The 24,149-nt window shown below is 47.6% G+C and carries 17 protein-coding genes; 5 read left to right on the forward strand and 12 right to left on the reverse strand.

Annotation, left to right across the window (positions count from 1 at the left end):
• Window position 1 precedes the first annotated feature (1 nt).
• The 7 genes from ACMVP2_RS02415 to ACMVP2_RS02445 all read right to left on the reverse strand — a co-directional run bounded on the left by ACMVP2_RS02415 (window position 2) and on the right by ACMVP2_RS02445 (window position 11,853).
• Complete coding sequence (locus ACMVP2_RS02415; RefSeq protein ID WP_416866565.1) at window positions 2-1,054, reverse strand: formylglycine-generating enzyme family protein; 1,053 nt, start codon at window positions 1,052-1,054, stop codon at window positions 2-4.
• Window positions 1,055-1,135: 81 nt separating this feature from the next.
• On the reverse strand, window positions 1,136-2,608 hold the full coding sequence (locus ACMVP2_RS02420; protein ID WP_416866566.1) for a sulfatase: 1,473 nt from the start codon (window positions 2,606-2,608) through the stop codon (window positions 1,136-1,138).
• A 136-nt stretch (window positions 2,609-2,744) separates the two neighbouring features.
• Complete coding sequence (locus ACMVP2_RS02425; RefSeq protein ID WP_416866567.1) at window positions 2,745-4,115, reverse strand: sulfatase; 1,371 nt, start codon at window positions 4,113-4,115, stop codon at window positions 2,745-2,747.
• Between the two features lie 91 nt (window positions 4,116-4,206).
• Window positions 4,207-5,595: a sulfatase gene (locus tag ACMVP2_RS02430; protein ID WP_416866568.1), complete on the reverse strand. Its 1,389-nt coding sequence runs from the start codon at window positions 5,593-5,595 to the stop codon at window positions 4,207-4,209.
• Window positions 5,595-7,157: a RagB/SusD family nutrient uptake outer membrane protein gene (locus tag ACMVP2_RS02435; protein WP_416866569.1), complete on the reverse strand. Its 1,563-nt coding sequence runs from the start codon at window positions 7,155-7,157 to the stop codon at window positions 5,595-5,597. Before ACMVP2_RS02435 ends, ACMVP2_RS02430 begins: the two co-directional genes overlap by 1 nt.
• A 4-nt stretch (window positions 7,158-7,161) precedes the next feature.
• Window positions 7,162-10,581, reverse strand: coding sequence for a SusC/RagA family TonB-linked outer membrane protein (locus tag ACMVP2_RS02440; protein ID WP_416866570.1), 3,420 nt, complete (start codon window positions 10,579-10,581; stop codon window positions 7,162-7,164).
• A gap of 240 nt (window positions 10,582-10,821) precedes the next feature.
• Complete coding sequence (locus tag ACMVP2_RS02445) at window positions 10,822-11,853, reverse strand: FecR family protein (RefSeq protein WP_416866571.1); 1,032 nt, start codon at window positions 11,851-11,853, stop codon at window positions 10,822-10,824.
• A 127-nt stretch (window positions 11,854-11,980) separates the two neighbouring features.
• Between ACMVP2_RS02445 and ACMVP2_RS02450 the strand changes: the two genes are divergently transcribed.
• A complete protein-coding gene (locus ACMVP2_RS02450; protein WP_416866572.1) occupies window positions 11,981-12,535 on the forward strand; it encodes an RNA polymerase sigma factor in 555 nt (184 codons plus the stop codon).
• Between the two features lie 62 nt (window positions 12,536-12,597).
• Here the strand turns inward: ACMVP2_RS02450 and ACMVP2_RS02455 are convergent, their stop codons facing one another.
• Window positions 12,598-14,310, reverse strand: coding sequence for a GMC oxidoreductase (locus ACMVP2_RS02455; RefSeq protein ID WP_416866573.1), 1,713 nt, complete (start codon window positions 14,308-14,310; stop codon window positions 12,598-12,600).
• Entirely contained in the window at window positions 14,310-14,870 is a 561-nt protein-coding gene (locus ACMVP2_RS02460; protein WP_416866574.1) for a gluconate 2-dehydrogenase subunit 3 family protein, read from the reverse strand. The genes ACMVP2_RS02455 and ACMVP2_RS02460 overlap by 1 nt, the downstream gene beginning before the upstream one ends.
• 273 nt (window positions 14,871-15,143) lie before the next feature.
• Between ACMVP2_RS02460 and ACMVP2_RS02465 the strand changes: the two genes are divergently transcribed.
• The 3 genes from ACMVP2_RS02465 to ACMVP2_RS02475 all read left to right on the forward strand — a co-directional run bounded on the left by ACMVP2_RS02465 (window position 15,144) and on the right by ACMVP2_RS02475 (window position 19,315).
• Window positions 15,144-17,504 carry a TonB-dependent receptor gene (locus ACMVP2_RS02465; RefSeq protein WP_416866575.1) on the forward strand — a complete coding sequence of 787 codons (2,361 nt, stop codon included), beginning with the start codon at window positions 15,144-15,146 and terminating at the stop codon, window positions 17,502-17,504.
• 117 nt (window positions 17,505-17,621) lie between these two features.
• Complete coding sequence (locus ACMVP2_RS02470; RefSeq protein WP_416866576.1) at window positions 17,622-18,629, forward strand: Gfo/Idh/MocA family protein; 1,008 nt, start codon at window positions 17,622-17,624, stop codon at window positions 18,627-18,629.
• A 164-nt stretch (window positions 18,630-18,793) separates the two neighbouring features.
• A complete protein-coding gene (locus tag ACMVP2_RS02475; protein WP_339786296.1) occupies window positions 18,794-19,315 on the forward strand; it encodes a transposase in 522 nt (173 codons plus the stop codon).
• Between the two features lie 312 nt (window positions 19,316-19,627).
• On the opposite strand, the gene ACMVP2_RS02480 is transcribed toward ACMVP2_RS02475, so the two are convergent.
• Window positions 19,628-19,849 (reverse strand): hypothetical protein, encoded by a 222-nt coding sequence (locus ACMVP2_RS02480; RefSeq protein WP_416866577.1) that lies wholly within the window; start codon window positions 19,847-19,849, stop codon window positions 19,628-19,630.
• Window positions 19,846-20,924 (reverse strand): IS3 family transposase gene (locus ACMVP2_RS02485; protein WP_416864116.1). Its coding sequence is split into 2 segments (ribosomal slippage): window positions 19,846-20,672 and window positions 20,672-20,924, totalling 1,080 coding nucleotides; the frame shifts between segments, so codons are not numbered across the junction. Before ACMVP2_RS02485 ends, ACMVP2_RS02480 begins: the two co-directional genes overlap by 4 nt.
• Before the next feature lie 245 nt (window positions 20,925-21,169).
• Between ACMVP2_RS02485 and ACMVP2_RS02490 the strand changes: the two genes are divergently transcribed.
• Window positions 21,170-22,594, forward strand: coding sequence for an SDR family oxidoreductase (locus ACMVP2_RS02490; RefSeq protein WP_416866578.1), 1,425 nt, complete (start codon window positions 21,170-21,172; stop codon window positions 22,592-22,594).
• Between the two features lie 50 nt (window positions 22,595-22,644).
• On the opposite strand, the gene ACMVP2_RS02495 is transcribed toward ACMVP2_RS02490, so the two are convergent.
• Window positions 22,645-24,132 (reverse strand): mandelate racemase/muconate lactonizing enzyme family protein, encoded by a 1,488-nt coding sequence (locus ACMVP2_RS02495; RefSeq protein WP_416866579.1) that lies wholly within the window; start codon window positions 24,130-24,132, stop codon window positions 22,645-22,647.
• Window positions 24,133-24,149 lie beyond the last annotated feature (17 nt).

Here is a 24,149-nt window from a genome sequence, read left to right on the forward strand (position 1 = left end):
ATCAAATATCCTTCACACACCTGAATCCTGTATGGTTGAGTCCTGAGTCGTGGCTGGAACTCATGCGGCGGGCTACCCGGTAGCCGCTGCAATAACTGTCGTTGCACAGAAAAGAACCGCCCCGCACCACATGCTTTTCAGCATACGGCTCGTTGGGATCGTAGAAGGAATCTGGGCCTTTTGGGTTTTCCACTTTACCCTGCTCCTCAGCCATTTTGTAGGCTTCTTCATGGTATTTGTCGGAGCACCATTCCCACACATTACCGGCCATATCATACAGCCCGTAGCCATTGGCTGGGAATGACTTGACTGGTGCTGCACCAAAAAAGCCATCCTTCTCCTCGTTATCGTAGGGAAAGAAGCCCTGCCAGAAATTCGCTTTAGTAAATGCAGTCTCCACCGATTCATTACCCCACGGGTATTTCACTCCATCCTGACCTCCCATCGAAGCCCACTCCCATTCTGCTTCAGTGGGCAATCTCTTGCCGGCCCACTCTGCGTATGCCAGGGCATCGTCGTAAGCGATATGCACAACAGGAAAATTCATTTTCCCATCAAGAGATGATCCTGGGCCTTCCGGGTGCTGCCAGTTGGCCCCAATCACCCACTCCCACCACTGGCTGTAGTCCCTGAGGTTGACGGGCCCAGCAGTTGCCCGAAAAACCAGCGAGCCGGGTGCCAGAATGGAATCAGCAGGCTTGGGCGTGCCTGGAGGCAACTGCTTCGCCATTTCTTCCCAGTCAATAGCTCTCTCGGCAATGGTCACATAGCCCGTGGCGTCAATAAATGCTTTGAACTGTGCATTGGTTACCTCATGCTCATCCATGAAAAAGGCAGAAACCTCTACTTGATGATTAGGGTACTCATTGGGTGAAGCCTGATCCGATTTACCGCCCATAGTAAAGGCGCCGGATGGGATGAAGACCATTTCTTCGGGGGCATCAGCCGAGTCCCCAGCTTGCGACTGGGTTGCAGAAGAAGTATTGCTTGTTGGTGTAGAACAGGAAAAAAGTACTCCTGCGGTCAGAATAGAGATCCAAAGCTTGTTAATCATTAAAGAGCATATTTTACAGTGGGCAAAATAAGAAATAAAATCGACCCAGATGGGTCGATTCTACCTGGTATTCATTCAACCTTATTTGCTTTCGTTTGACAATGGCTCACCAATTCGCTTTTCCAACTGGTTGAGCACGGGCTCCACCCCAGCCTCATGCTGTGCTACCATCTCTTCTATTTCCTTTGCTATTTGAGGGTTTTCTTCTATCACGTCATATTTTTCTGAGGGATCGACTGACAGATTAAATAGTTGATATTTCGTCAGTTTCTCCAGCTTCTCAGGGTACCCCGCCGGATTATTCTTATAGAAGTAAAGCTTGTAATCACCTTTTCTAGCAGCGAATATCCGCTCCTGATGATAATAAATCATTTCATTTCTGGGAGATGAAGCGCCTGATTTTAACACTGGCGACAGATCGTAGCCGTCGTAAGTTCGGTCTTGCGGCAGCTCAACCCCTGCAAGGCTGGCAAAGGTCGGCAGGATGTCCAGCGTGCTACCAATACCCGACACCACGTTTGGTTTGACAGTGCCCGGCCACCAGAAAATGGCTGGCTCCCGCTGGCCTCCCTCGTAACTAGTTCCCTTAGCACCATAAAGGGATCCTGAACTTCCTCCGTGGCTATTGAATATCACCCAGGGGCCATTGTCGGAGGTAAACACAACGAGTGTGTTTTTGTCTATGCCCAGTTTTTTCAAAGTCTCCACAATCTGGCCGGCACTCCAATCTATTTCTTCTATAACGTCTCCGTAAAGACCCCGTTCGCTTGTGCCTCTAAACTCGTCGGAGGTAAAAAGTGGCACGTGGGGCAGGTTGTGCGCCAGGTACAGGAAGAAAGGCTTGTCCTTGTTATCGGTGATAAACTTGACCGCTTCTTCGGTGTATCTTTTCGTTATCGTATTTTGATCAGCAGGTCTTTCGACGATCTCCTCGTTGCGCATAAGCGGCACATTGAAATTCTCGACCTTCGGATCCATGAATACCTTTCTTTGGTCACCGCCTTCTACCGAAACCCTGTCCATATCGTTGCTGTAAGGAATGCCAAAATAAGAATCAAAGCCATGACTGGTGGGTAAGTACTGAGGCAGGTGCCCCAGGTGCCATTTACCTACCGCAGCCGTGGCATAACCTGCTCCCTTTAACGCCTTGGCAATGGTGATTTCAGTTTGAGGCAGACCGCCATCAGAGTCTGGGAAGAGCACCCAGCGTTTGTTGCTGGTCATCCCATTTCGCACAGCATATCGGCCGGTGAGCAAGCAAGCCCTGGAGGGTGTACATACGTTTGCTGCCACGTAGAAATTTGTCCACTTCTGGCCTTCGTATGCCATCTTGTCGAGATTGGGTGTTTTGATGGTGGGGTGGCCGTAAACACCTAAATCACCATAGCCCATGTCGTCAGCGAAGATGACGACGAAGTTGGGTGTCGCTGATGGCGCCTCCTCCGCCGACTCCTCTTTTTGGCTAGAACTTGTGCAGCCATAAAACATAATCAGCAGACCCAATAGCGGCCATTTAAGACTGAACACTCCTACTTTTTTTTGTGATTTCTCCATCAGAATAAATTTTAATTGCTCTATCTAACTAGTGATGTCGGCGAAGAAAGTTCATAAAACCGCCTGACATGGACAATTCATGCCAGTGGTTTTACAACACTCACCAACCAAACTACATTTTTTTACAGTTCATTATTTATTTGCTCCCGTCTACAGGCTTTTGCCACGGAACCTGCCCCCCCTGCTGAATATGTTGCATCAAAAGCGCATTGAGTTTTTTGTAGACGTCAGGGTTCTCCTTTATTACATCTTTTTCCTCTTTTGGGTCTTCCTTCAAATTGAACAGCTCTAGCGGTTGATAAGGGCTGTTCTGCACAAGCTTCCAGTCTCCCAACCTAAGTGCATAGATGGAAAGCCCGCCGTAGGTAGCTCCGCCTTCTCTTCTTGTAAAATACATTGGCCGGGTTTCCGTTGGCGGCTGAGCGCCAAGCAAGGTAGCCAGGAAGCTCCGCCCTTCAATTGGCTCGCTGGCTCTCAAACCTGCTACTTCCAGCAAAGTTGGATAAAGATCCATGCTGAGGTTCATTTGCGGAGATATCGCACCTGGCTTGATCTTGCCAGTCCAGGTTATGCTTGTGGGCACTTTCAACCCTCCTTCGTACATGCTCTGTTTCCCGTCACGCAGTGGCCCGTTGTTGGCTTCGCTCGGGAGGTGTCCGCCATTGTCACTGCTAAAAATGATTAAAGTATTGTCGTACTGACCACTTTCTTTCAACGCCTGAAGAACTTTGCCGATTCCATCGTCGAGGTGTTCAATAAAGGCCACCAGTGAGGCCCTCTTTTCAGTAATACCAGGCTCTCTTTGCTTCACTTTTTCCAGCCAGTCTGTTGGAGGCTGCACAGGGAAATGTGGGGCATTATAAGCCAGGTACAAGAAGAAAGGCTTGCTATCCTTCGCTTCATTTTTGATGTAGTCAATAGACCATTTAGTAAACAAATCAGTCGCATGGCCTTCCGGGTCAATCACCTGCTTGTTGTGCCGCATGTAGTTGATGTCATGGCGGCGATGCGCCCAATAATCGTCCATCATGTCGCCCAGCCAGCCGTGGAAGTAGTCGAAACCACGGTCATTTGGGATGTTGGGAGACTCCAGTCCAAGGTGCCACTTACCGATAATGGCAGTGTTATACCCCGCCTCTTTCAGTTTTTTTGGCAGCAGGATTGCTTTAGGGTCAAGGTAGCCCCAGTTATCTTCCTGGTAGGTTCTGATTACACCGGGCACCCCCACATAGTCCTGATACCGCCCGGTAAGCAATGCGGCCCTGGTGGGTGAGCAAACGGGGCAGTTAGCATAGAAATTATCAAACCTCATCCCTTCAGCCGTCAACTTGTCTATATAAGGCGTTCGGATGTCCTCGGTGCCGTAGTACGACACATCATGGTATCCCTGATCATCGGTGAGAATGAGCAGAATATTAGGCTTTGCAGTAGAAACAGTTTTCTGGGCTCTCGCTGCAAAGGCGATGCAGGCTACCAGCATCAACAGCAAATATCGTTTTCGAAACATAAAATCAACTCTTTTCAATCCGTCAAAAAATTCTATTCTCAGAGCCATAGCAAGGCTTCATTTCTCTTGCTGGCTACGAAATAGTCCTGTGCTATCTCTTCTCTGCACCATATTTTGGTCTTAGCTGTGCGTCCAGCGTAGCGTCAAATGATGCTGCCGTCTTCCTCAGTTTTTCTACTACATCAGGGTGGGCAGATTCAACATTCTTCGTTTCGCCTATGTCGGTCGACAGGTTGTAAAGCCAGGGTAATGCTGTCGTTGGCCTGGTATTGAGCAGCGCTTCCTCCACAGGTTGCTTCCCGGCCCATCGTTCACTAGGCTCGGCAAGGTGCAACTTCCAGTCTCCCTGGCGGATGGCAGCCAGTTTGCCATCTCTGCCGTAATAGCAAAGGAATTCATACTCTGATTTGGCCCTGTCGCCAGTTAGCAGTGGCAAAATATTATGACCGTCGATCGCTCGTTCCTTCGACACTTTGGCACCCACAATCTTGGCTATTGTTGGATAGAAGTCCATCATAGTAGCGAGCTCATGGGAAACACTTCCCGCCTTGATCTTTTCAGGCCAGCGGACAATGAGCGGTACCCGGAATCCTGCCTCCCAGGTGCTTCCTTTCCCACCATGCAGTGGCGCAGCGGCTACTCCGGCAGGGCCGTTGTCCGAGGTGAAAATCACAATTGTATTATCCAGAATGCCATGTTTCTCCAGCTCCTTCACAATCTCTCCGCAGCTCCAGTCCAGCTCCTCTGTCATATCCTGATAAAGCCCTCTGAACCCTTCATGTCTTCTGAATTGGGGAGATGCGTATAGAGGGATATGGATGGCGCTGTGGGCCATGTAAAGAAAGAAAGGCTTATTACTATTTTCCTGAATGAATGACCTGGCTTCCCGGGTGTAGTCCATCGTGATCTGATCGTAATCCAGGTCTTTGTTTGCTTTCACAAGCTGGTTGTTCCGGTAAAGATCAGACCGACCATGGTTGGGGCCAGGCATGCCATAGTAGTAGTCAAAGCCCTGGGCATTTGGCTTTACCTCAGGCAACAAGCCAAGGTGCCACTTACCAATCATGCCTGTGGCGTACCCCTGCTCTTTAAGCATTTCTGCCAGGGTGAATTCGTTAGGATTCAATCCATTTTTTGTGTCAGGATACAACACCTCCACATGTAAATCCACTCGTTTCGGGTAGCTTCCTGTCATCAGACTTGCTCTGGTAGGCGTGCAAACACCCGCCGGCGCATAGAAGTTGGTAAAACGAATACCTTCTGCTGCCAGCTTGTCCAAATTGGGCGTACGGATCCAGGTGGATCCGTAACTGCTCAAATCTGCATAGCCTAAGTCGTCGGCTAGTATGAAGACAATATTGGGCTTCTTGCTGGCAACTGCTTTAGCATGATGGGGGCTCGATAACACCAAACCCACCATCAACACTAAAACTCCAACTAATCCACCTAACCTCGTGCTGTTTCCAATGCAGGCCGTCATTACCAACCAGGGTTTTGAACGAGGTTTTCGTTCAGCGAAATCTCACTGTTGGGGATTGGTAGCAGGTCGTAATAGTCCAGGTATCCATTAGGAAACTTGGTCTCTATAAGGCCGCCTGTGTGATCCTTTATCTCAACAGGGTAGATATCCGCACCGATTTTCCATCTTCTGATGTCAGACCAGTAAAGCCCTTCGAGTGCAAACTCGATTCTTCTTTCATGCCTAAGCTTTTCTCTTGCCACTTCTACTGAAAGACCCATAGGCAGGGCTGTGATTTTCACATCGTCTCTTTCAGTCCTGACTCTGTTGATCAATGCCACGGCTTCATCGATGTTACCGCCTGTTTCTATGATGGCTTCTGCCTTTGCAAGGAGAACGTCTGCGTATCTCATCACAATATTGTTGAGCGAAGACTGGCCCGAAACTGGCAATGAAGCCTCCGGTTCGATACGGTACTTTCTGCTGCTCAAATGCTTGAACCTGTTGCCTGGATGATTGAATGCACCTCCCGGATAGATGTAGTTTGGAAACTGGTAGCCCAGAATAAACGAGCCCGGGGTAACCACTGTAAACTTCAATCGTGGATCACGGTTCTCATATTTATTGTCGGGGTCAACCGGAGATCCGTCTATAGTTTCGTAAGCGTTCACCAAGTCATCGGTAGGTACGTAGCGGCTACCACGGGTCCAACTGCCTGTACCGGTACCGCAGTACTGATCGTGAAGGGAGCCCTGAGAGTTTTCACCAGAAATGTACTGAACATCGAAAAGTACCTCCTCATTATTTTCATTTTCCAACCTGAACAGCCCCTCGTAGCTGGGAAACAGGGAATACTTGCCCAATGCGTCTATTTGATCTACCACAGTCAACACTTCCTGATATTTGCCCTGATACAGCAGCGCTCTCATTTTCAATCCCAAGGCAGCACCTTTAGTTGCCCTACCTACTTCAGGAGCGTCAGAAGGCAGGTTCTGAATTGCCTCGTCATAATCGGCAATGGCCTGGGACCATGTGTCGGCCAATGTAGCCCTTGCAATTGTTCTGGCTTCCTCGGTTGTCAGAGATGATTCGATGATAGGCACCCCTCCGTAGGAATCAGCCAGCAACGAATAAGCCAGCCCTCTCAGAAAGTGGGCCTCACCCTCGTACAATAGCTTTGCTTCGGTATTAAGCTCGACCTTTTTGATTGATTCAAGGAGGTAATTTGCACGGAAAATGATGCCATAGCACCTTGTCCAGCGGAAGGTGACAATGTCGCCATCGTTGGCCGAAAGCTGCCCGTTCCCGGTTTTTGCTATGGGTGTGTTGCCCCAGTTGAAAGCATTTGGAGTGGCCCCGTCAAGTACACCAAAGCCGAAAAGCCCCTCATTGTAAATCGAGTTCTCTCTTAAGTGAGCATATGCGCCGTTGAGCAGCAATTTTATGTCCGACTCGTTTTGAGGAAAATTAGCCGAAGTAATCTTGTCTTCCGGAAAAAGATCCAGGAATTCATCTGCACAGCTTGTGGCAGAAAGGAGTAGCACTGTTAGTAGGGTATATGTAAATATATTTTTGATTCTCATGATCTTAGAAGTTAAGGTTAATACCAGTTGTAACTATGACAGGAATCGGATAGAGATTGTATCCGTTGTCGAACGTGTTTCTTTCGGGGTCATACCCTTCGTAATCTTTGCTCACAATAGAAAAAACGTTCTGTGCATTGGCAAAAAGGTAAATCCTTTGAAAGCCGACTCTTTCGAGTACGCTTTTGTCGAATGCGTAGCCAACCTGGATATTCTTAAGCTTGATATAATTGAGTTTTCGTACCCAATACGATGACTGCTGATTGTCCCAGGAATTGTTGAACCGGATCATTGGCACATCTGTATTGGTGTTTTCAGGTGTCCAGGCATCTCTCCATGTTTCGGAAAAAACCTGGTTTTCAAAACTGATATTGGTAAAGTTGTTCTGCGTGTAGACATTCACGCCACCAATCCCCTGAAAGAGAATATTCAAGTCGAAACCTTTGTATTTAAGGCTGGAAGTAATACCAAATGTCAGCTTGGGTATTGTGTTACCTAAACCCTGCTTATCTTCGAAGCCAAGTCTTCCGTCACCATTTACGTCCTCGAATCTGATATTACCAGCCTTTGGCTTAAACCCGTTAGCGTTCATATGCTCCAGCGCCTCGTTATCAGATTGGTAGATACCCTCTGCCTTGAATCCATACAACGACTGATAGGAGTATCCCTCTCTGATAAGATATAGCTGGTCTGGAGAATCACCACCTCTGAACTTCGTTACTTCATTGTCTATGTAGGTGAAATTCATGCCAACGTTGTAGCCAAAAACATCTCTGTTCATGGAGTGATTATCGTAATTGACAATGAACTCAAGGCCGCTGTTTACCATCTCACCTACGTTTTCATAAGGTGCTGTAATACCTCCCATGATCCGTGGGATGGGCAGCTGGACTATGATATCGGTGGTTTCCTTTTTGAAGTAGTCGGCTTCTACTGTTACTTTTCCGTCAAACAAACCCATATCAATTCCCACATCCAATGTGGAGCTGGTTTCCCAGGTAATATTCTGGTCAACCAGGGATGTGACAGCCGCACCAGGTGAAAACACGCCGCCATAGCTGTAGCTCAACGGGTTGCTTTGCTCGATTACGGTGAGATAAGGCCAGTAGCCGGCGATGTTCTGATTCCCCAGCTGCCCCCAGGAGGCACGCAGTTTCAAATTGCTGAAGAGGCCCACATTTTGCATAAAGGGCTCATCGATGATTCTCCAACCAGCCGAAAAACCTGGAAATACACCCCAGCGGCTGCCATCCATAAATCTGGAAGATGCATCGGCCCGGAGGTTCACTTCAAACAGGTACCTGTCAAGAAAGGCGTAATTAACCCTGCCGAAGTAGGAGTACATGTTTAGTCCGACGAAGTTACCTGTTCCCTGAATACCGGAGGTTCCTGCATCCACCTGGGTAAGGCCCTCTTTTGGCGCCATCGTTCTGCGGGCATACAGATCCTTGATGTTTGTTGATTGAAGCTGAATACCCACTGTGGAAGAAATGTCGTGCTGCTCGGCAAACGTTTTGTGATAGTTAAGGGTGCTGAATAAGCTATTATTGATTGTTGCAACGTTTCTTCTGCTGATCTCTAACCCCTCCCGGTTAAAGTTTTTCGTTGTGGTTTCCACACCAGTATCTGTGTAGCCAAACACACTCTCGTTGAATTTGTCTGTCAATGCCCAGTTATTCGTTGAGGCAATGGTTGTTTTAACATTCAGCCCCTCTGCAAGCTTCACTTCTGCAAACGCATTGATGGTGGCATAGTGAATGTCCGTGTTCGTTTTCCCATTGTCCGCATCAATCAGTGGGTTTCTGTTGTCATAGAGCAGGTTGCCTCCGTTATCAAGTGCCTGAACAGATCCATATCTGCCATCGGCTGTGTACGGAGCAATGAATGGAGCAGCTCCTCCAAGCATCTCAAAAACACGCCCCAGCGAGCCATAGGTAGCATCGGCATAAGGCTCATTTGAGTTTTTTCTTATGTAGTTTAACCGGCCACCCACGTTCAGCCATTTATTTACATTATTCTCCACATTGGCCCTTATGCCATAACGCTGAGAACTGGTGTTGGGCACCATTCCATCCTGGTTGAGGTAATTGAATGAAAGAAATGAAGAAGTTTGTTCTGACCCGCCGCTCAGCGACAAGTTATGCTCCTGAATACCCGCATTTTGGAAAAGTTCGTCAAACCAGTCGGTGTTTGGGTATTTGTATTTGTCGTTACCATTGTTGAAATCGTTAATCAGGTAATCGGGGAAAAGAGCACTTGCGCCATCATTAATCAAGCCCTGGTTGATAATATCCATTACCTCTGCGCTATTCGTAATCGAGTTGTACCGCCTGCCAAGGCGCTGCGTGCCAACGTATGAGGATACGTTCACAGACATTTTGTCTCCCTTCTTACCGAGCTTAGTGGTAACAAGGATAACTCCGTTGGCTGCTTTCGATCCGTAGATAGCGGCACTGGCGGCATCCTTCAAAATGGTTACACTCTCTATGTCATTAGGATTTAGTTGGTCAAATGATCCCTCGATACCATCCACCATTACCAACGGGTTTGAATTATTGAGCGTACCCCAGCCCCTTACCCGCAGTTGGGCACCGTCGCTACCGGGCTTGCCTGAATTCTGGCTCACCCAAAGGCCGGTCGCTTTACCACCAAGTGCCTGGGAGGCATTGGTGATTGGTCGGTTGTTGGTCTCGTCGTCAAACTTGACCGAAGAAACCGCACCCGTGAGGTTGATTTTCTTTTGCTCGCCAAATCCTACTACCACTATCTCTTCGAGGCTTGTTACGTCTTCCTCAAGAACCACGTCCAGGGTTTGCTTGCCGCCGATCGGCACTTCTTTCGCTTTATAACCCACAAAGCTAAGCACCAGGGTAGCACTTTCGTCAGCCGAAATCTTGTAATAGCCCTCAAAATCGGTGATTGTACCGTTGCTAGTACCTTTCTCAAGAACATTGACCCCGGGAATGCCAGCTCCCGTGTTGTCTGTAACCCTGCCTGAAACGGTGATTACCTCCAAAAGGCCCTTTTGAGTCAATACATCAGAAACGGCATCGTTTTCGTCCCTGGCTTTATTGACATTGATGGTTTCATCAATCCTTCTGAACTGAAGGCCTGTCTCTCTCGCAATATCAAGCAGCAGCTTTGAGAGCGTTTCGTTCTCAGAACTGAGCGTGATACGTTTACTTTTGTCGAGATCGCTTTTCTTGTAAGCAAAGTCGAATTCAGTGACTCCTTCGATCCTGGAAAACGCCTCCTCAATTTTTACATTTTCCAGTTCGACAGTAATCAGTATTTCTTCGAGGCTTTTTCGTTGTGCTTCGCCTTCACTGGCAAATATAAAGGTGCATAATACAGTCTGCAGAATCATGCCATAAACAGCGTATTTTGACATAATTGCAATTTTTTTCAGTACTTTTGATTTCATAGTCTAAGTAGTTTTTGTTTGCGAAATTCAAGAACACGGACTTTGTCTCATGAAAGCTGTCAAGCCATCCCCATGTTTTGTCGGCTTCATGAGACTCTTTTTTTAACTGGTATTTGTTTTCATAAGCTTCATATCTGTCTTTTTTTAGCGATAAGGGTCAAACCATATTTGTGAATCTTTTTACTTCTTTATCTGAGTTAAATAAAAGTCTGCATAGCTAAAGTGCCATCAAATCTCCTCTCAGTAGATTCTGACCATTTTATCCTTGATCTCATAGTTAAAATCATAAACGAACGCCAACCCATGCAGCACCAGGGCCAGTGGCTTATTCTTGTAGGCGCCACTGAAATCCTTTTCGAGCGGGATCTGCTTTTCCACCAGAATAGTTACCCCATACCACTGCTCCAGTCTAGCTTTTACATCGGTAAAGTTGGCATTCTTGAAATAGATCAACCCATCTTTCCAACCAAACAAATCCCGGTCGTCAAACGATACTTTTTCCAAAGTACCGCCCTTTCTGGCGTAAACGCCCATTTCGCCTGGCATCAATAACAGACCTTCGTCTTCACCTGACGAGTTCTTTCCATTTAACTTTTGCACGGAGACTTTTCCGGTAGCCACCGCTACTTTCACATCGTCGCCCCCGGGATAAGCCCGTACGTTAAAAGAGGTTCCCAATACCTTTGTCGCTATGTCATCTGTCACAATGATAAAGGGACGAGAAGCATCTTTGGTGACGTCAAAAAACGCCTCCCCCTCCAATACCACCCGCCTCTCTTCGCCATCAAAGCGCTCCTTGTAAATCAGCTTGCTGTCGGCGTTTAATATCACCATGCTACCGTCTGATAGAATGATTGTGGATTTCTGCCCTTTTGGGTTGGCCTTTTCAACATAGGCAACTGCTTCCAACTCTTGAGTGGAAGCAACTTGAATATCATTGCCCTTGATCCAGTAAAAGACGACACTAAAAACCGCCACCGGTACCAACACTGCAGCCACACGTAGCCAGTAAGGGACTAACCTCCTGGACTTGGGTGCACTTTGTGTCTCACCTGCCTCTACCGATGCCATCACACCGCCTCTGATACGTTTGGCAGTCCCCTCCTCCATTTGAGGGAACAGATTGCTTCCCTCCCACAGCCTGTCCGATTGCTGGCTGAGGTCGTCCGTCCCTCCTTCGTCAATCAGGCGCATCAACAGGTCGACTTCTTCGTCACTTGCCTGACCCGAAACGTACTTTTGAAATAGCTCTTGCTTTTTGCTAGTCTCCACTTGGTTACCCTTTTGTATATATCTCCCAAAAGCCAGACGAACGGGTGACTGAGCCGACAACTTTTTTTTATTTCTAAAGTATTTTTCGACATTGGGAGATAATTATTACCTACTACAAACCTACTTAATGCTACGCCCTCAGCTAGTTGAAGCCATCAAAAACGGCGACAAAGAGGCTTTTGAAGAGTTGTACCACAACTATTTTCAGAGGGTGTATTTCTTTGCTTTTAAGATTTGTAAGTCAAAAGAAATTGCTGAAGAAATTACGCAAGATACCTTCATTACAATCTGGAATAAGCGAAATTCTCTAGATATTACCCTGTCACTAGAAGGTCTTATTTATAAAATTGCCAGAGATTTTTCATTCAAGCAATTGCAAAAAATAGCCAGGGTTCACGCCATTGAAGCTGACTTGAAAGAGTTGATTTCAAACCTGGACAATTCCACTCAGGACGATATCAGTTTTCGGGAGTGCTTAAGGAATATCGAAGCGGTAATGGACAAGCTTCCGAAAAAAAGAAAAGAAATTTTCCAGAGAAGGATCATGGATCAGCAAAGCATAAAAATAATCAGCGAAAACATGGGGATTAGTGAGAATACGACAAAAACCCAGCTTCTTAAAGCCACCAGATTTGTCAGGGAGCAGCTCGGAAGTATTCTGTCGATTACGCTTTTCTTGTAAACAAAATGGTGAGCGTCGGCTCACCATTTCAGTTATGTTATTTTGCTATAGTCGGTTATCTCCTAAGTCGTCTCCTTTGGCATTTCCTTCACCGCAAAATCCACCGCTCTGGCTGTTAGTGCCATGTAGGTGAGCGAGGGGTTTTGTGTGCTGGTGGAGGTCATGCAAGCCCCGTCAGTAACAAAAACGTTTTTGGCCAGGTGCATCCGGTTCCACTTGTCAAGCAGCGAGGTTTTAGGGTCTTTGCCCATGCGTACACCACCCATCTCGTGGATATCCAGGCCAGGTGCCTGCTTGGAATCGTTCGACTGAATGTCGGTAAAGCCGGCCATTGTGAACATCTCAGTGAGTTGCTCTATGTAATCAGCCACCATTTTTTCGTCGTTGTCGTCATAGTCCACATTGACTTTCAGCAATGGGATGCCCCACTCGTCCTTCTGCGTTGGATCAATACCCCAGTAATTAGATTCTTTCGGAATAGTTTCCCCCATCATATGAGAGCCTACTCTCCATCCACCCCATTCAGGGTTGAGTAAATTTGATTTGAGCGACTCACCAACTCCATCATAGTTCCGATCCACCTGGCGGCCAGCACTGAAGCCGGCAGCGTAACCCCTAAGGAAGTCTGTTTCTTGCTTGTATACGTTGCGGAAACGAGGTATATATCCGCTGGTGGGTCTGCGACCTACTGTTGTTTTATCAGGAAACCCTTCGTAGCGGGCAGAAACTCTCGCTCTGTAATTGTGGAAAGCGGCATACTTGCCGAGTAGCCCATTGTCATTACCCAGGCCGTTAGGAAAACGATTCGAAGTCGAATTGAGAAGGATCAGATTGGTGTTCAACGCTCCTGCATTTACAAATACGATGGAGGCATAATACTCAATCATTTCCTTCGACTCAGAATCGACCACTCTCACTCCGGTTACCTTTTCCTTTACGTCGTCGTAAATCAGCGAATGCACAACGGAGAATGGCCTAAGTGTAGCATTGCCTGTTTTTAATGCCCACGGTATGGTGGATGAATTGCTATTGAAATAGCCGCCGAAAGGACAGCCACGCTGACACAAGGTCCTGTTCATACACTGGCCCCTGCCCTGCTCGAGGTGAATAGGCTGAGGCTCAGAAAGGTGGGCACAACGGGCAGAGATAATATTTCTATCCTTATAGGTCGACTCTACTTTCTCTTTGAAGTAGCCTTCTACGCAATTCAGGTCGTAGCCTGGCAAAAACTCGCCATCAGGAAGGTTAGGAAGACCATCTTTGAAGCCGGCAATGCCTACAAACTTCTCGACGTAACTGTACCAGGGAGCAATGTCCTTGTACCTGATTGGCCAATCGACTGCGAAGCCATCTCTGGCCGGGCCCTCAAAGTCGAAGTCGCTCCAGCGCTGGGTCTGTCTCGCCCACATAATGGACTTGCCTCCCACCTGGTAGCCCCTGATCCAGTCAAAAGGCTTCTCTTGAACGTAGGGATGCTCCTTGTCTTTCACAAAGAAGTGCATAGAATCTTCTCGGAAATTGTAACATTTGCTTACTATTGGATTCTCCTCCACTATTTCCTGCGGCACCTGCATCCGATGCTTGAATTCCCAGGGCATCATATTGGTGGTCGGGTAGTCCACGTTGTGCTTCACATCCCTTCCCCGCTCAAGAATCAGCGCTTTCAAACCCTTATCTGCCAGCTCTTTGGCAGCCCATCCTCCACTCATACCTGATCCTACGACGATGGCGTCATAGGTGTTTTCTTTGGTGCTGTCTATGTTAAAATTTGCCATTACATTACAATTAAACCGTCAGTAGATACACATGCCTGAAATGGGCCTGGCACATGTTTGTAGGGGAATTTTTCTGTTAAGATGTACTGCGAAGCCATATAGCCCCTAATTGTGTATCCCTTGGTAGTATCCAGAAATGATTTAACATCTTTCAGGCCTGGTTTAGATGCATCGTCAGCATCTTCCATGGCCATGATCTCGGTAAGAACTTTCTCTTTGTAGGCCTGGTCGCCTTTTGCAAACGCCTTGTCGAAGTTTTCCTTAACAGAAGGGCCAAATTTTTGAAGACCACTCGTAAATACACCCTGCTCGCTCTTGTCCATACAATCGTCGGCCATCACCAGCACAAACTTGTAGACTTCAAGCTCGTCAGCACCGGGAATTTCTCCTGAAGGGATAATGGTTTGCACAATTTTGGCGAGCAAATCTTGCTGATCAACATCTATCTGCAAATTGTTAAGTGCCATGGCCACCCGCTCAGGTCCGAAAGAGCAAGATGGCAGGAGCGCCACTCCACCAGCAAAAAGGGCGGCTTGTTTAAGTGCGGTTCGTCTATCCATGATTAAAATATTTCACAGTGTTGTTTCAAAGGAAAACTGAATTAAATGAATCCTACTGAAAGAAGTAACGAATAGCCTGATTTTTATGGCCCAGTAGGCTCTGGTGAATTATTTGCCACCTAAAATAGAACTATCTGCTACCCCCCATGCAGCCAACGGTTTCGTCAACAACTCCGTGCTTTTTGTCAAAAAAATTATCAGGTAAGTAAATGTTTGGAAACCTTTGGCGAAGGTCATCGTCATTGTAGCAAGTTAAAATCTCAAAATAATCATATGTCTAATTTTTTTAAATGCTTGCTGCTAAGCAGCTTGCTCTCGGGATACTCTTTTGCCTTTGCCAGCCAGGACTTAACACAAACAGTGAAAGGCCAGGTACTCGATGCACAGTCGCTGGCGCCTGTGCCAGGTGCTACGGTAATGATCGTCAACAGCAACCCCATGAAGGGTGCGGTAACCGACCTTGACGGCTATTTCAAAATTGAAAAAGTGCCCGTTGGGCGCCACCATGTGCAGGTTTCATTTGTTGGCTATGAAAACAAAGTGATTCCGGAAGTGCTGGTGGGCTCAGGAAAAGAGGTGGTGCTGAATGTTCACCTGACGGAATCCATTGTTCAAATGGCTGAGGTGGTTGTTACCGCCTCGGAACAAGACAAAGGCGCTCCGCTCAACGACTTTGCCACTGTCAGTGCCAAATCCATCAACGTGGAGGAAACAAGCCGTTATGCGGCAACGTTTGATGATCCGGCCAGGGCAGCTGCTTCGTTTGCGGGTGTACGTGGTGGTGGCGACGATATTACCAACGAAATCGTGATCCGGGGAAACTCGCCCAGAGGCTTGCTATGGAGGGTAGAGGGTGTGGAGGTACCCAACCCCAATCACTTTGCAGAAGAGGGCTCTGCAGCAGGCGGCATCAGCATCCTGAGCAACAATATGCTGGCCAATTCAGATTTTTATACAGGAGCCTTTCCGGCCCAATATGGCAATGCCCTGAGTGGGGTATTCGATATTAACCTGCGCAAGGGAAACACAGATAAGCGTGAGTATGCATTTCAAGCCGGTGTGCTGGGTATTGCTTTCGCTGCCGAAGGTCCGCTGAAAAGAGATGGAAAAGCTTCCTATCTGGTGAATTATCGCTATTCTACACTTTCGCTACTTGACCAAATGGGGCTGTTACCCATTTTTGGAGATGAGGAGATCGTATTCCAGGACCTTTCCTACAAAATCCACCTACCCACCCAAAAGGCAGGTGCCTTCTCATTATGGGGGCTTGGCGGCCTGAGCAGACAAACGGAGGTGGCCAATCTTGAAGAAGACTACCCGTTCAACAGCACCTTCCGGTCTGATATGGGCGTGGCTGGTCTGTCGCACGTATATTTTGTTAACGAAGACACCTTTGTTGAAACCAAGCTAACTGCGTCCAGGGGAAGAAACGCTTATGACGAAGACTCTCTGAAACTACAGGTATACAACAAGGAATCCTTTCTGAAAAAAGACTATCGACTGTCTACAATGCTCAACCAGAAGTTCAACGCCCGCAATACGCTGCGCTCCGGCGTCATTGCCAGCTCCCTCGGCTACGACCTTATTTCGAGCTACTACCACAATGTTGATGACACCACTTACACGGGACTGGAAGCAGACGGCAGCATGATGTTTCTTCAGGGTTTCTCACAATGGCAGTACCGGGCCGGTGAGCACCTGACGTTGAACACAGGGTTCCACTATTCTCACCTTTTTCTGAAAAACCAGCATGCGCTGGAGCCACGTTTTGGAATGAAATGGGCGGTAGCCAAGGGTTCATCGATAACTGCAGGCATCGGGCTTCACAGCCGCCTTGAATCGGCGTCGCTCTATCTGGCCAATGAAACCCTTGAAGATGGAACCAAGGTTCAGTACAACAAAGGCCTCGAGATGAGCAAAGCCGGGCATTTTGTGCTCGGTTATGAAAAACAGCTGACCGAGAACGTTCGACTGAAAGCCGAAGTCTATTATCAGTACCTTTATAATGTACCGATTGCACAAGTGACAAATACGGATGAATGGGCGCCAACATTTAGTGTACTGAACGCCAAAGATGGCTACACAACTCGTCCGCTAACCAACGACGGAACCGGGCGCAACTATGGGCTCGAACTAACGCTGGAGAAATTCTTAACGAACGGTTTTTACTATACGGTTACTTCTTCACTGTACCAGTCGAAGTATACCGGGGCGGATGGCATTGAGAGGAACACACGTTTCAACGGAAATTTCACGGGCAATTTTATTGCTGGCAAAGAATTTAAGGTCGGCAGAACAAAGGACAATCTTCTCGGCTTCAATACCAGGATAATTTATGCTGGCGGCAACCGGAAAGTACCGATTAATCTTGAGCAAAGCATTGCTGAGGACAGAACAGTGTTAGACTATACAAATGCTTACGACCAACGCCTGCCCGACTATGCCCGATTGGATGTTGGCATAAGCTACCGCCGCAACAAACCAGGGCATTCGTCCATCCTTTCAATCAATGTTCAGAATGTGACAGCCAGATACAATGTGTTTGGTGAATACTTTGATAGCAGAACAGACAAAATCGAAACATTTCAGCAGTTGGGTTTTTTACCTAACCTGAGCTATCGCATTGAGTTTTAGAGACCAGTGGTGCTACAGATGTAACAAACTCGCCCGGCAATTTTCACAAACCCCGGAATGCCTCCGCAGTTCTGGGGTTTATTTTTATCTTTAACTTTTACGAAAGACACAATTTCTATGTTTAACACCCTCAAAGAAGTACGCTGGGGCATTATTGGCGTAGGCGATGTATGCGAAGTGAAAAGCGGTCCAGCCTTCCAGAAAATAGAAAACTCAAGCCTTGTGGCTGTTATGCGCCGCAACGGCGCAAAAGCAGCTGACTTCGCCAAACGCCACGGAGTACCCAAGTGGTACGACGATGCAGACAAGTTGATCAACGATCCCGAGGTCAATGCGATCTATATCGCCACACCCCCTGGTTCACATGCCGAATATACTTTCAAGGCTGCAAAGGCTGGCAAGCCAGTGTATGTAGAAAAGCCCATGGCTCGGAGCACATCAGAATGCCAGGCCATGGTGGATGCGTGCAAGCAAGCTGGTGTTCCGCTATTCATCGCCTACTACCGCAGAATGCTGCCCAACTTTTTGAAAGTGAAATCGCTGATTGAAAGTGGGGTAATCGGTGATGTGAGGTATGTGAATATTAAGCTTAACAAACCTCTGCATCCGGATATCGTAGGTGCGGCCCATGACCCAGACAACTGGAGAATCTTCCCTGATGTGGCTGGCGGTGGCTATTTCTACGACCTCGGCTGCCACCAACTGGACATTCTTGATTTCCTGCTAGGCCCTGTGAAGCACGCCCATGGCTATGCGTCCAACCAGGGTGGTATTTACCCGGCAGAAGATATTGTGACCGGCTCCTTCGTTTTTGAGAGCGGTGTGCTGGGCCAGGGCACCTGGTGCTTTGCTACCTCCGATGCTTCCGACGAAGAGGTAACCACCATCATTGGCAGCAAGGGTGAGATTTCATTCCCCTATTTCAGCGACCACTCCGTGACGTTGAAAGTGGAAGGAAAGCCTGCTGAAAGGATGACTTTTGATATCCCCAGACACATCCAGCAGCCCCTCATACAAACCATTGTAGACGAGCTGACCGGCAAAGGCAAATGCCCAAGCACAGGCGTTTCTGGCACAAGAACAAACTGGGTAATGGAGCAGCTTTGCAAAAGGATTGATCAGTAGATTGATCTGTCAGGGGACAGACCAAGGGTGAACTAAGAAAGGTACACCCACCCCCAAGGGCTGTCCCCTGACAGCCTCGCTTTTACGAAAAAGGTTTAGCGACACTCAAAGAACACTTTCTGACAATGGGTAATTCTATTTTTGAGACACAGCGAAATTCAAAAATGGATTTAGATGAAGTCTACTTTTGGACGGACACTATCAAAGATTGGAAGACCTTATTAAAAAATGATGGCTTCAATGAGATTATAATTAACCAGTTAAAGTGGTTGGTTGATAAGGAGCTAATTTGCGTTTATGCATTTGTTTTAATGCCGAACCACCTCCACTTGATATGGGAAATGCTCAAGTTCAATGGAAAAGAAATGCCACATGCTTCTTTTAACAAATGGACTAGCAGCCAATTTCTAAAACTTACTCGATCAAACCACCCAACACTCATTGGTGATTTCCAGGAGACGGCCGAAGACAGAAAGCATAGGTTTTGGCAAAGGGATCCACTTGCAGTTGCTGTTACCTCCAGGCAAATGTTCGAACAGAAAATGGATTATATTCATCTCAACCCGCTTCAGGAAAAATGGAGTCTCGCATCAACTCCCGAAGATTACAAATGGTCTTCAGCAAAGTTCTATGAACAAGGCATAGATGAATTCGGTATATTAACCCACTACTCCGAAAGGTTTTAGGAAAAGGGCGAAAGGAAGCTTGAATTGGTCTGTCAGGGGACAGACCAAGGGGACGGTCTTTTTCTTTGTATTCATCAGTACGAAATGGGCTACCACCCAAGGGCTGTCCCCTGACAGCTCGTCACGAACCTCAAACTACCTGGCCTGGAAAATGAATAGAATCGCCTTTTTTGGGAGTCTCGCATTAACTCCTGAAGATTACAAATGGTCTTCAGCAAAGTTCTATGAACAAGGCATAGATGAATTCGGCATATTAACTCACTACTCCGAAAGGTTTTAGGAAAAGGGCGAAAGGAAGCTTGAATTGGTCTGTCAGGGGACAGACCAAGTGTAAGCTCCCCCTAAAATTGGACCACTCAAAAGTTGACTTTTCCGTTTCACCGGCTGATCAAAAATAGGTGCCTGCTGGCAGCCAGTCAAGACCAAGCAGGCGGTTGATTTTTGTTTATTTTCAATGGCATCAACCGGTCTTGACAGGCTGTGCGCATTCACCTTGGTAATGATCATCGGCTGAAAAGGAAAAATAGTATTCATATTGTTTGTAATAGCTCGACAGGAGATCGATACCCAAGTGACTCATGGGGGCGGTATCGGTTGTAATCATCGAGCCATTCTTCAATCTTATATCTCACCTCTGTGAGGTTATGGAAGACGTTGGCATTTAGTAACTCTTTCCTAATGCTGCCGTTACATCGCTCGACATAGCCATTTTGCATAGGCTTACCAGGCTGGATGAAGGTAAGGTTGATCTGATGACCCCGACACCATTGATCCAACTGATTGGAGATAAACTCGGGGCCATTATCCACTCTGATCATTTTAGGTAGGCCCCGGAACTCTTTCAGGTATTCTAGCACTCTGATTACCCTGGATGCTGGAAGTGATGTGTCGGCTTCCAGTGCTAGTACTTCCCGGTTATAGTCATCCATCACATTCAAAAGCCTGAACCTTCGACCATCCCATAAACTATCATTCATGAAGTCTACAGACCAAACCTGATTGATACCTTCTGGCCTATACAAAGCTTGTTTTACCCTGGCTGGAATCCGCTTTTTATACCTGCGGCGAATATTAAGATGCAGCCCGGTATAGACTCGGTAAACACGCTTGTGATTCCATACATAGCCTTTCTTCCTGATCCTGTAATAGGATTGCCAAAAACCTATCGAAGGGTGCTTGTTCACCAGTTCTTCCAGCTCTCTTATCACCGCACCGTCATCCCTAAATTTGGGTACATAGCTGTATGTGCTTCTCGGCATACTCACTGCTTTACACGCTTGACGCCGACTCACTCCATGCGCTTCGACCATGAACTGAACCAGTACGCCTTTTTCATCAAGCGTCAGAGCTTTTTTGAAACAGCATCTTTCAAAGCCTCATGCACCAGGCTAAGGTCAGCAAACATGCGCTTCAAGCGTGCATTCTCTTCCTGAAGATCCTTCATCTTCTTTACATCACTGGGTTCCATGCCTCCATAACGTTGACGCCATTTATAAAAGCTCGCTGTGGTGACGCCCATTTCCCGGCAAATGTCCTCGGCCTTACGCCCTGCTTCGTGCGCTCTAATCGCACTTACAATCTGTGTTTCTGTGAATCGTGACTTTTTCATATCTACCATTTAAAGTTGATTATTTTTTCTCAACTTTTAAATGGTCGAACTTCAGGGGAGCTTACACAAGGGGACGGTCCTTTTTCTTTGTATTCATCAGTACGAAATGGGCTATCACCCAAGGGCTGTCCCCTGACAGCCCTTGACTAAACAAAGGCTATCTTAGCTGACAATTGAACAGAACGGCAACTCTCTGGTTATACTGATAGTATGGGGTTCCTCCCTTTTCAACTTGATTCAATTCTATGAGAATTCTACTGACCGGCGCCACCGGCTACATCGGCAAAAGGTTGCTTCCGGCTTTGGTTAGCAACGGTAATGAGGTGATATGCTGCGTAAGAGATGCCAAACGATTCAACCCACCAAAACAACTGAATGGGCATATCGAGGTGGTGGAGGTTGATTTTCTAAAAAAAGACACCCTTAAAAACATCCCCGACGATATTGATGCAGCCTATTATCTCATTCATTCAATGTCGGGCTCATCAGGCAAATTCAATGAGCTCGAAAGCGAGTCCGCCCACAATTTCAACGAAGCAGTAGCAGGCAAGAAAATCGAACAGGTCATCTACCTAAGTGGGATTGTGAACGAAGACACCCTTTCAAAACACCTGGCTTCAAGAAAAGAAGTGGAGAACATCCTGTCGCAAGGCAACTTTGCGCTCACCACCTTGCGGGCTGGCATCATCGTCGGGTCAGGAAGCGCTTCTTTTGAAATCATCAGAGACCTGGTGGAGAAACTGCCTGTGATGGTCACTCCCCGGTGGCTCAACACCCGCTGTCAGCCTGTTGGCATTACTGATGTCATCCTTTTTCTGTCGAATGTGTTACACAACAAAGCCACCTACAACGACAACTATGACATAGGAGGGCCCGACGTGCTGACCTACAAAGAAATGCTACTGGGATTCGCCAAGGCACGAAAACTGAAAAGATGGATCTTTACCCTGCCCATCATGACTCCCAAGCTATCGTCCTACTGGCTGTTTTTTGTCACTTCCACCTCCTATCGGCTGGCAGTGACCCTGGTCGACAGCATGAAAGTAGAGGTAGTTTGCAGCGACGACCGCCTGGCCAGACTTTTGGGCATTAAGACCATCAGCTATGCCGAGTCGCTTGCCAAAGCTTTCTCAAAAATCAATCAGCATGTAGTGGCCTCCAGCTGGAAGGACAGCCTGGTGAGCGGACGAATCAGCGAAAACCTTTCGGAATACATTGAAGTGCCGGTATACGGCTGCCTGCAAGACAAACGAAGCGCAAAGGTGAAGGACAGCGAAAAGGTGCTCGACCGCATTTGGGCGCTGGGCGGAGAAACTGGCTGGTACTATGGCAACTGGCTCTGGAAGCTTCGGGGTTTTCTCGACAAGCTCGTCGGTGGCGTAGGGCTTAGGCGAGGCAGAACCAACGTAAACGATATCAATGCTGGCGACTCGCTGGATTTTTGGCGTGTATTATATGCCAACCGGGCAGAAAAAAGGCTATTGCTCTTTGCCGAAATGAAAGTGCCTGGCGAAGCCTGGCTGGAGTTCAGCATAGACGACGGTGTGCTTTATCAGACGGCCACCTTCCGACCCAGAGGCCTATGGGGAAGGCTTTACTGGTACTCTATCTCCCCTATCCACGGGTTTGTGTTCGGTGGAATGCTAAGAGAACTCAACAATACAAAATAGCAAAAGGCCCATCACATGACGGGCCTTTCCTTATTGACATCTAAAGCATGCTAGCTCCAAAGTCTGTCCCACGATCTCTCCACATCCCACTCCGGCGTAGGAGCGAAATATTTGTTGTTTTCAGGATCAAGGTGCTGCTTCACAACTTCCTCATTAAGCTCAACGCCTAAACCAGGTGCATCCGGCACTGGTGCAAAACCCTTTTCTATCATTGCGCCTTTTCCGGTCATCTTCACCAAATTCTGCCAGTAGTCCAGATCCACTGAATGGTGCTCAAGGGCCATGAAATTCTGGGTAGCCGCTGCACAGTGAACGTTGGCCATGAACGATATCGGTGTGCCAGCAAAGTGCATAGCCATCGCCACACCTTTTTCTTCTGCATAGTCACCAATCTTCTTTGTTTCCAGCAAACCACCAGAAGTTGCGAGGTCAGGATGCACAATATCAATGGCCCTCGCATCAATCAACTTGATGAACTCTTCCTTCAGGTAAATATCCTCTCCCGTTGTGGTTGGCGTTTCGATGGCATCAGAAATGGTTTTCCATTGTTCAGTAAATTTCCAGGGGATCAAATCCTCCAGCCATGCCAGTCTATACTTCTCGACCGCCCGGCCCAGCCTGATGGCGTTATTGTGGTCGAAATGGCCATAATGATCCGACGCCAACGGAATGGAATAGCCAATTTTCTTACGTACCAGCTCTATCCTCTCCATGAGAATGTCAAGGCCCTTATCGGTGATCTGGATCTGAGTAAACTGGTGCTCGGCCGCACCATAGGTCATGGGATCGTTGGTCCACTGGCGGCCAATGTCCCAGAAGTTACTATTGGCTACCGTGTCCGGAATATCCTTCAGAAGCTCAATACCGAAGTCCATTTTAAGGAATGTGAACCCGTCTACATCCATTCGCTTGGCCACCTTGGCCTCAAACTCCGCCTGGTCACGACCCATGGAGGTGTCAGCATACAGCCTTACTGTGTCACGAAACTTGCCTCCCAGCAGCTGATAGGCTGGCACATTGTAAGCCTTTCCAGCCAGATCCCACAGCGCCATTTCCACGGCACACACACCGCCACCCTGGCGACCATGGTAGCCAAACTGCTTGATACGTTTGAATATCTGCTCCACGCTGCATGGATTCATTCCCTTAATGCGGCTCTTCAAAAACATGGCATATCGCCACGAGCCCTGGTCACGTACTTCGCCATAGCCGGAAATGCCCTGATTGGTATCAATTCTAATCACAGGGCAGCGGGCATGGCCGTTCATTACCACTGCATATCGCATGTCGGTAATTTTGAGATCAGACGGAGCTGCATAGCGGTTTACTTTTGAAGTAGAATGTGCCATGGTATCCTCTATGCTACTGAACATAAAGCCTCCCAGAGCAAGACCGCCAAGTCCCACTTTTTTCATAAAGTCACGACGATTGTCGCCACCTTCGTCACTGTCGTTTGCTTCTGGCGTAGCAACAGGCTCATCTTTTATCCCAAGCTTTTCTAAGTACTTATCGGAGGGTGTTTTTTCTTGATTAATCATATAAGTCGGTTTTTATC

The organism is Imperialibacter sp., assembly GCF_048007035.1.
Lineage (GTDB): Bacteria > Bacteroidota > Bacteroidia > Cytophagales > Cyclobacteriaceae > Imperialibacter.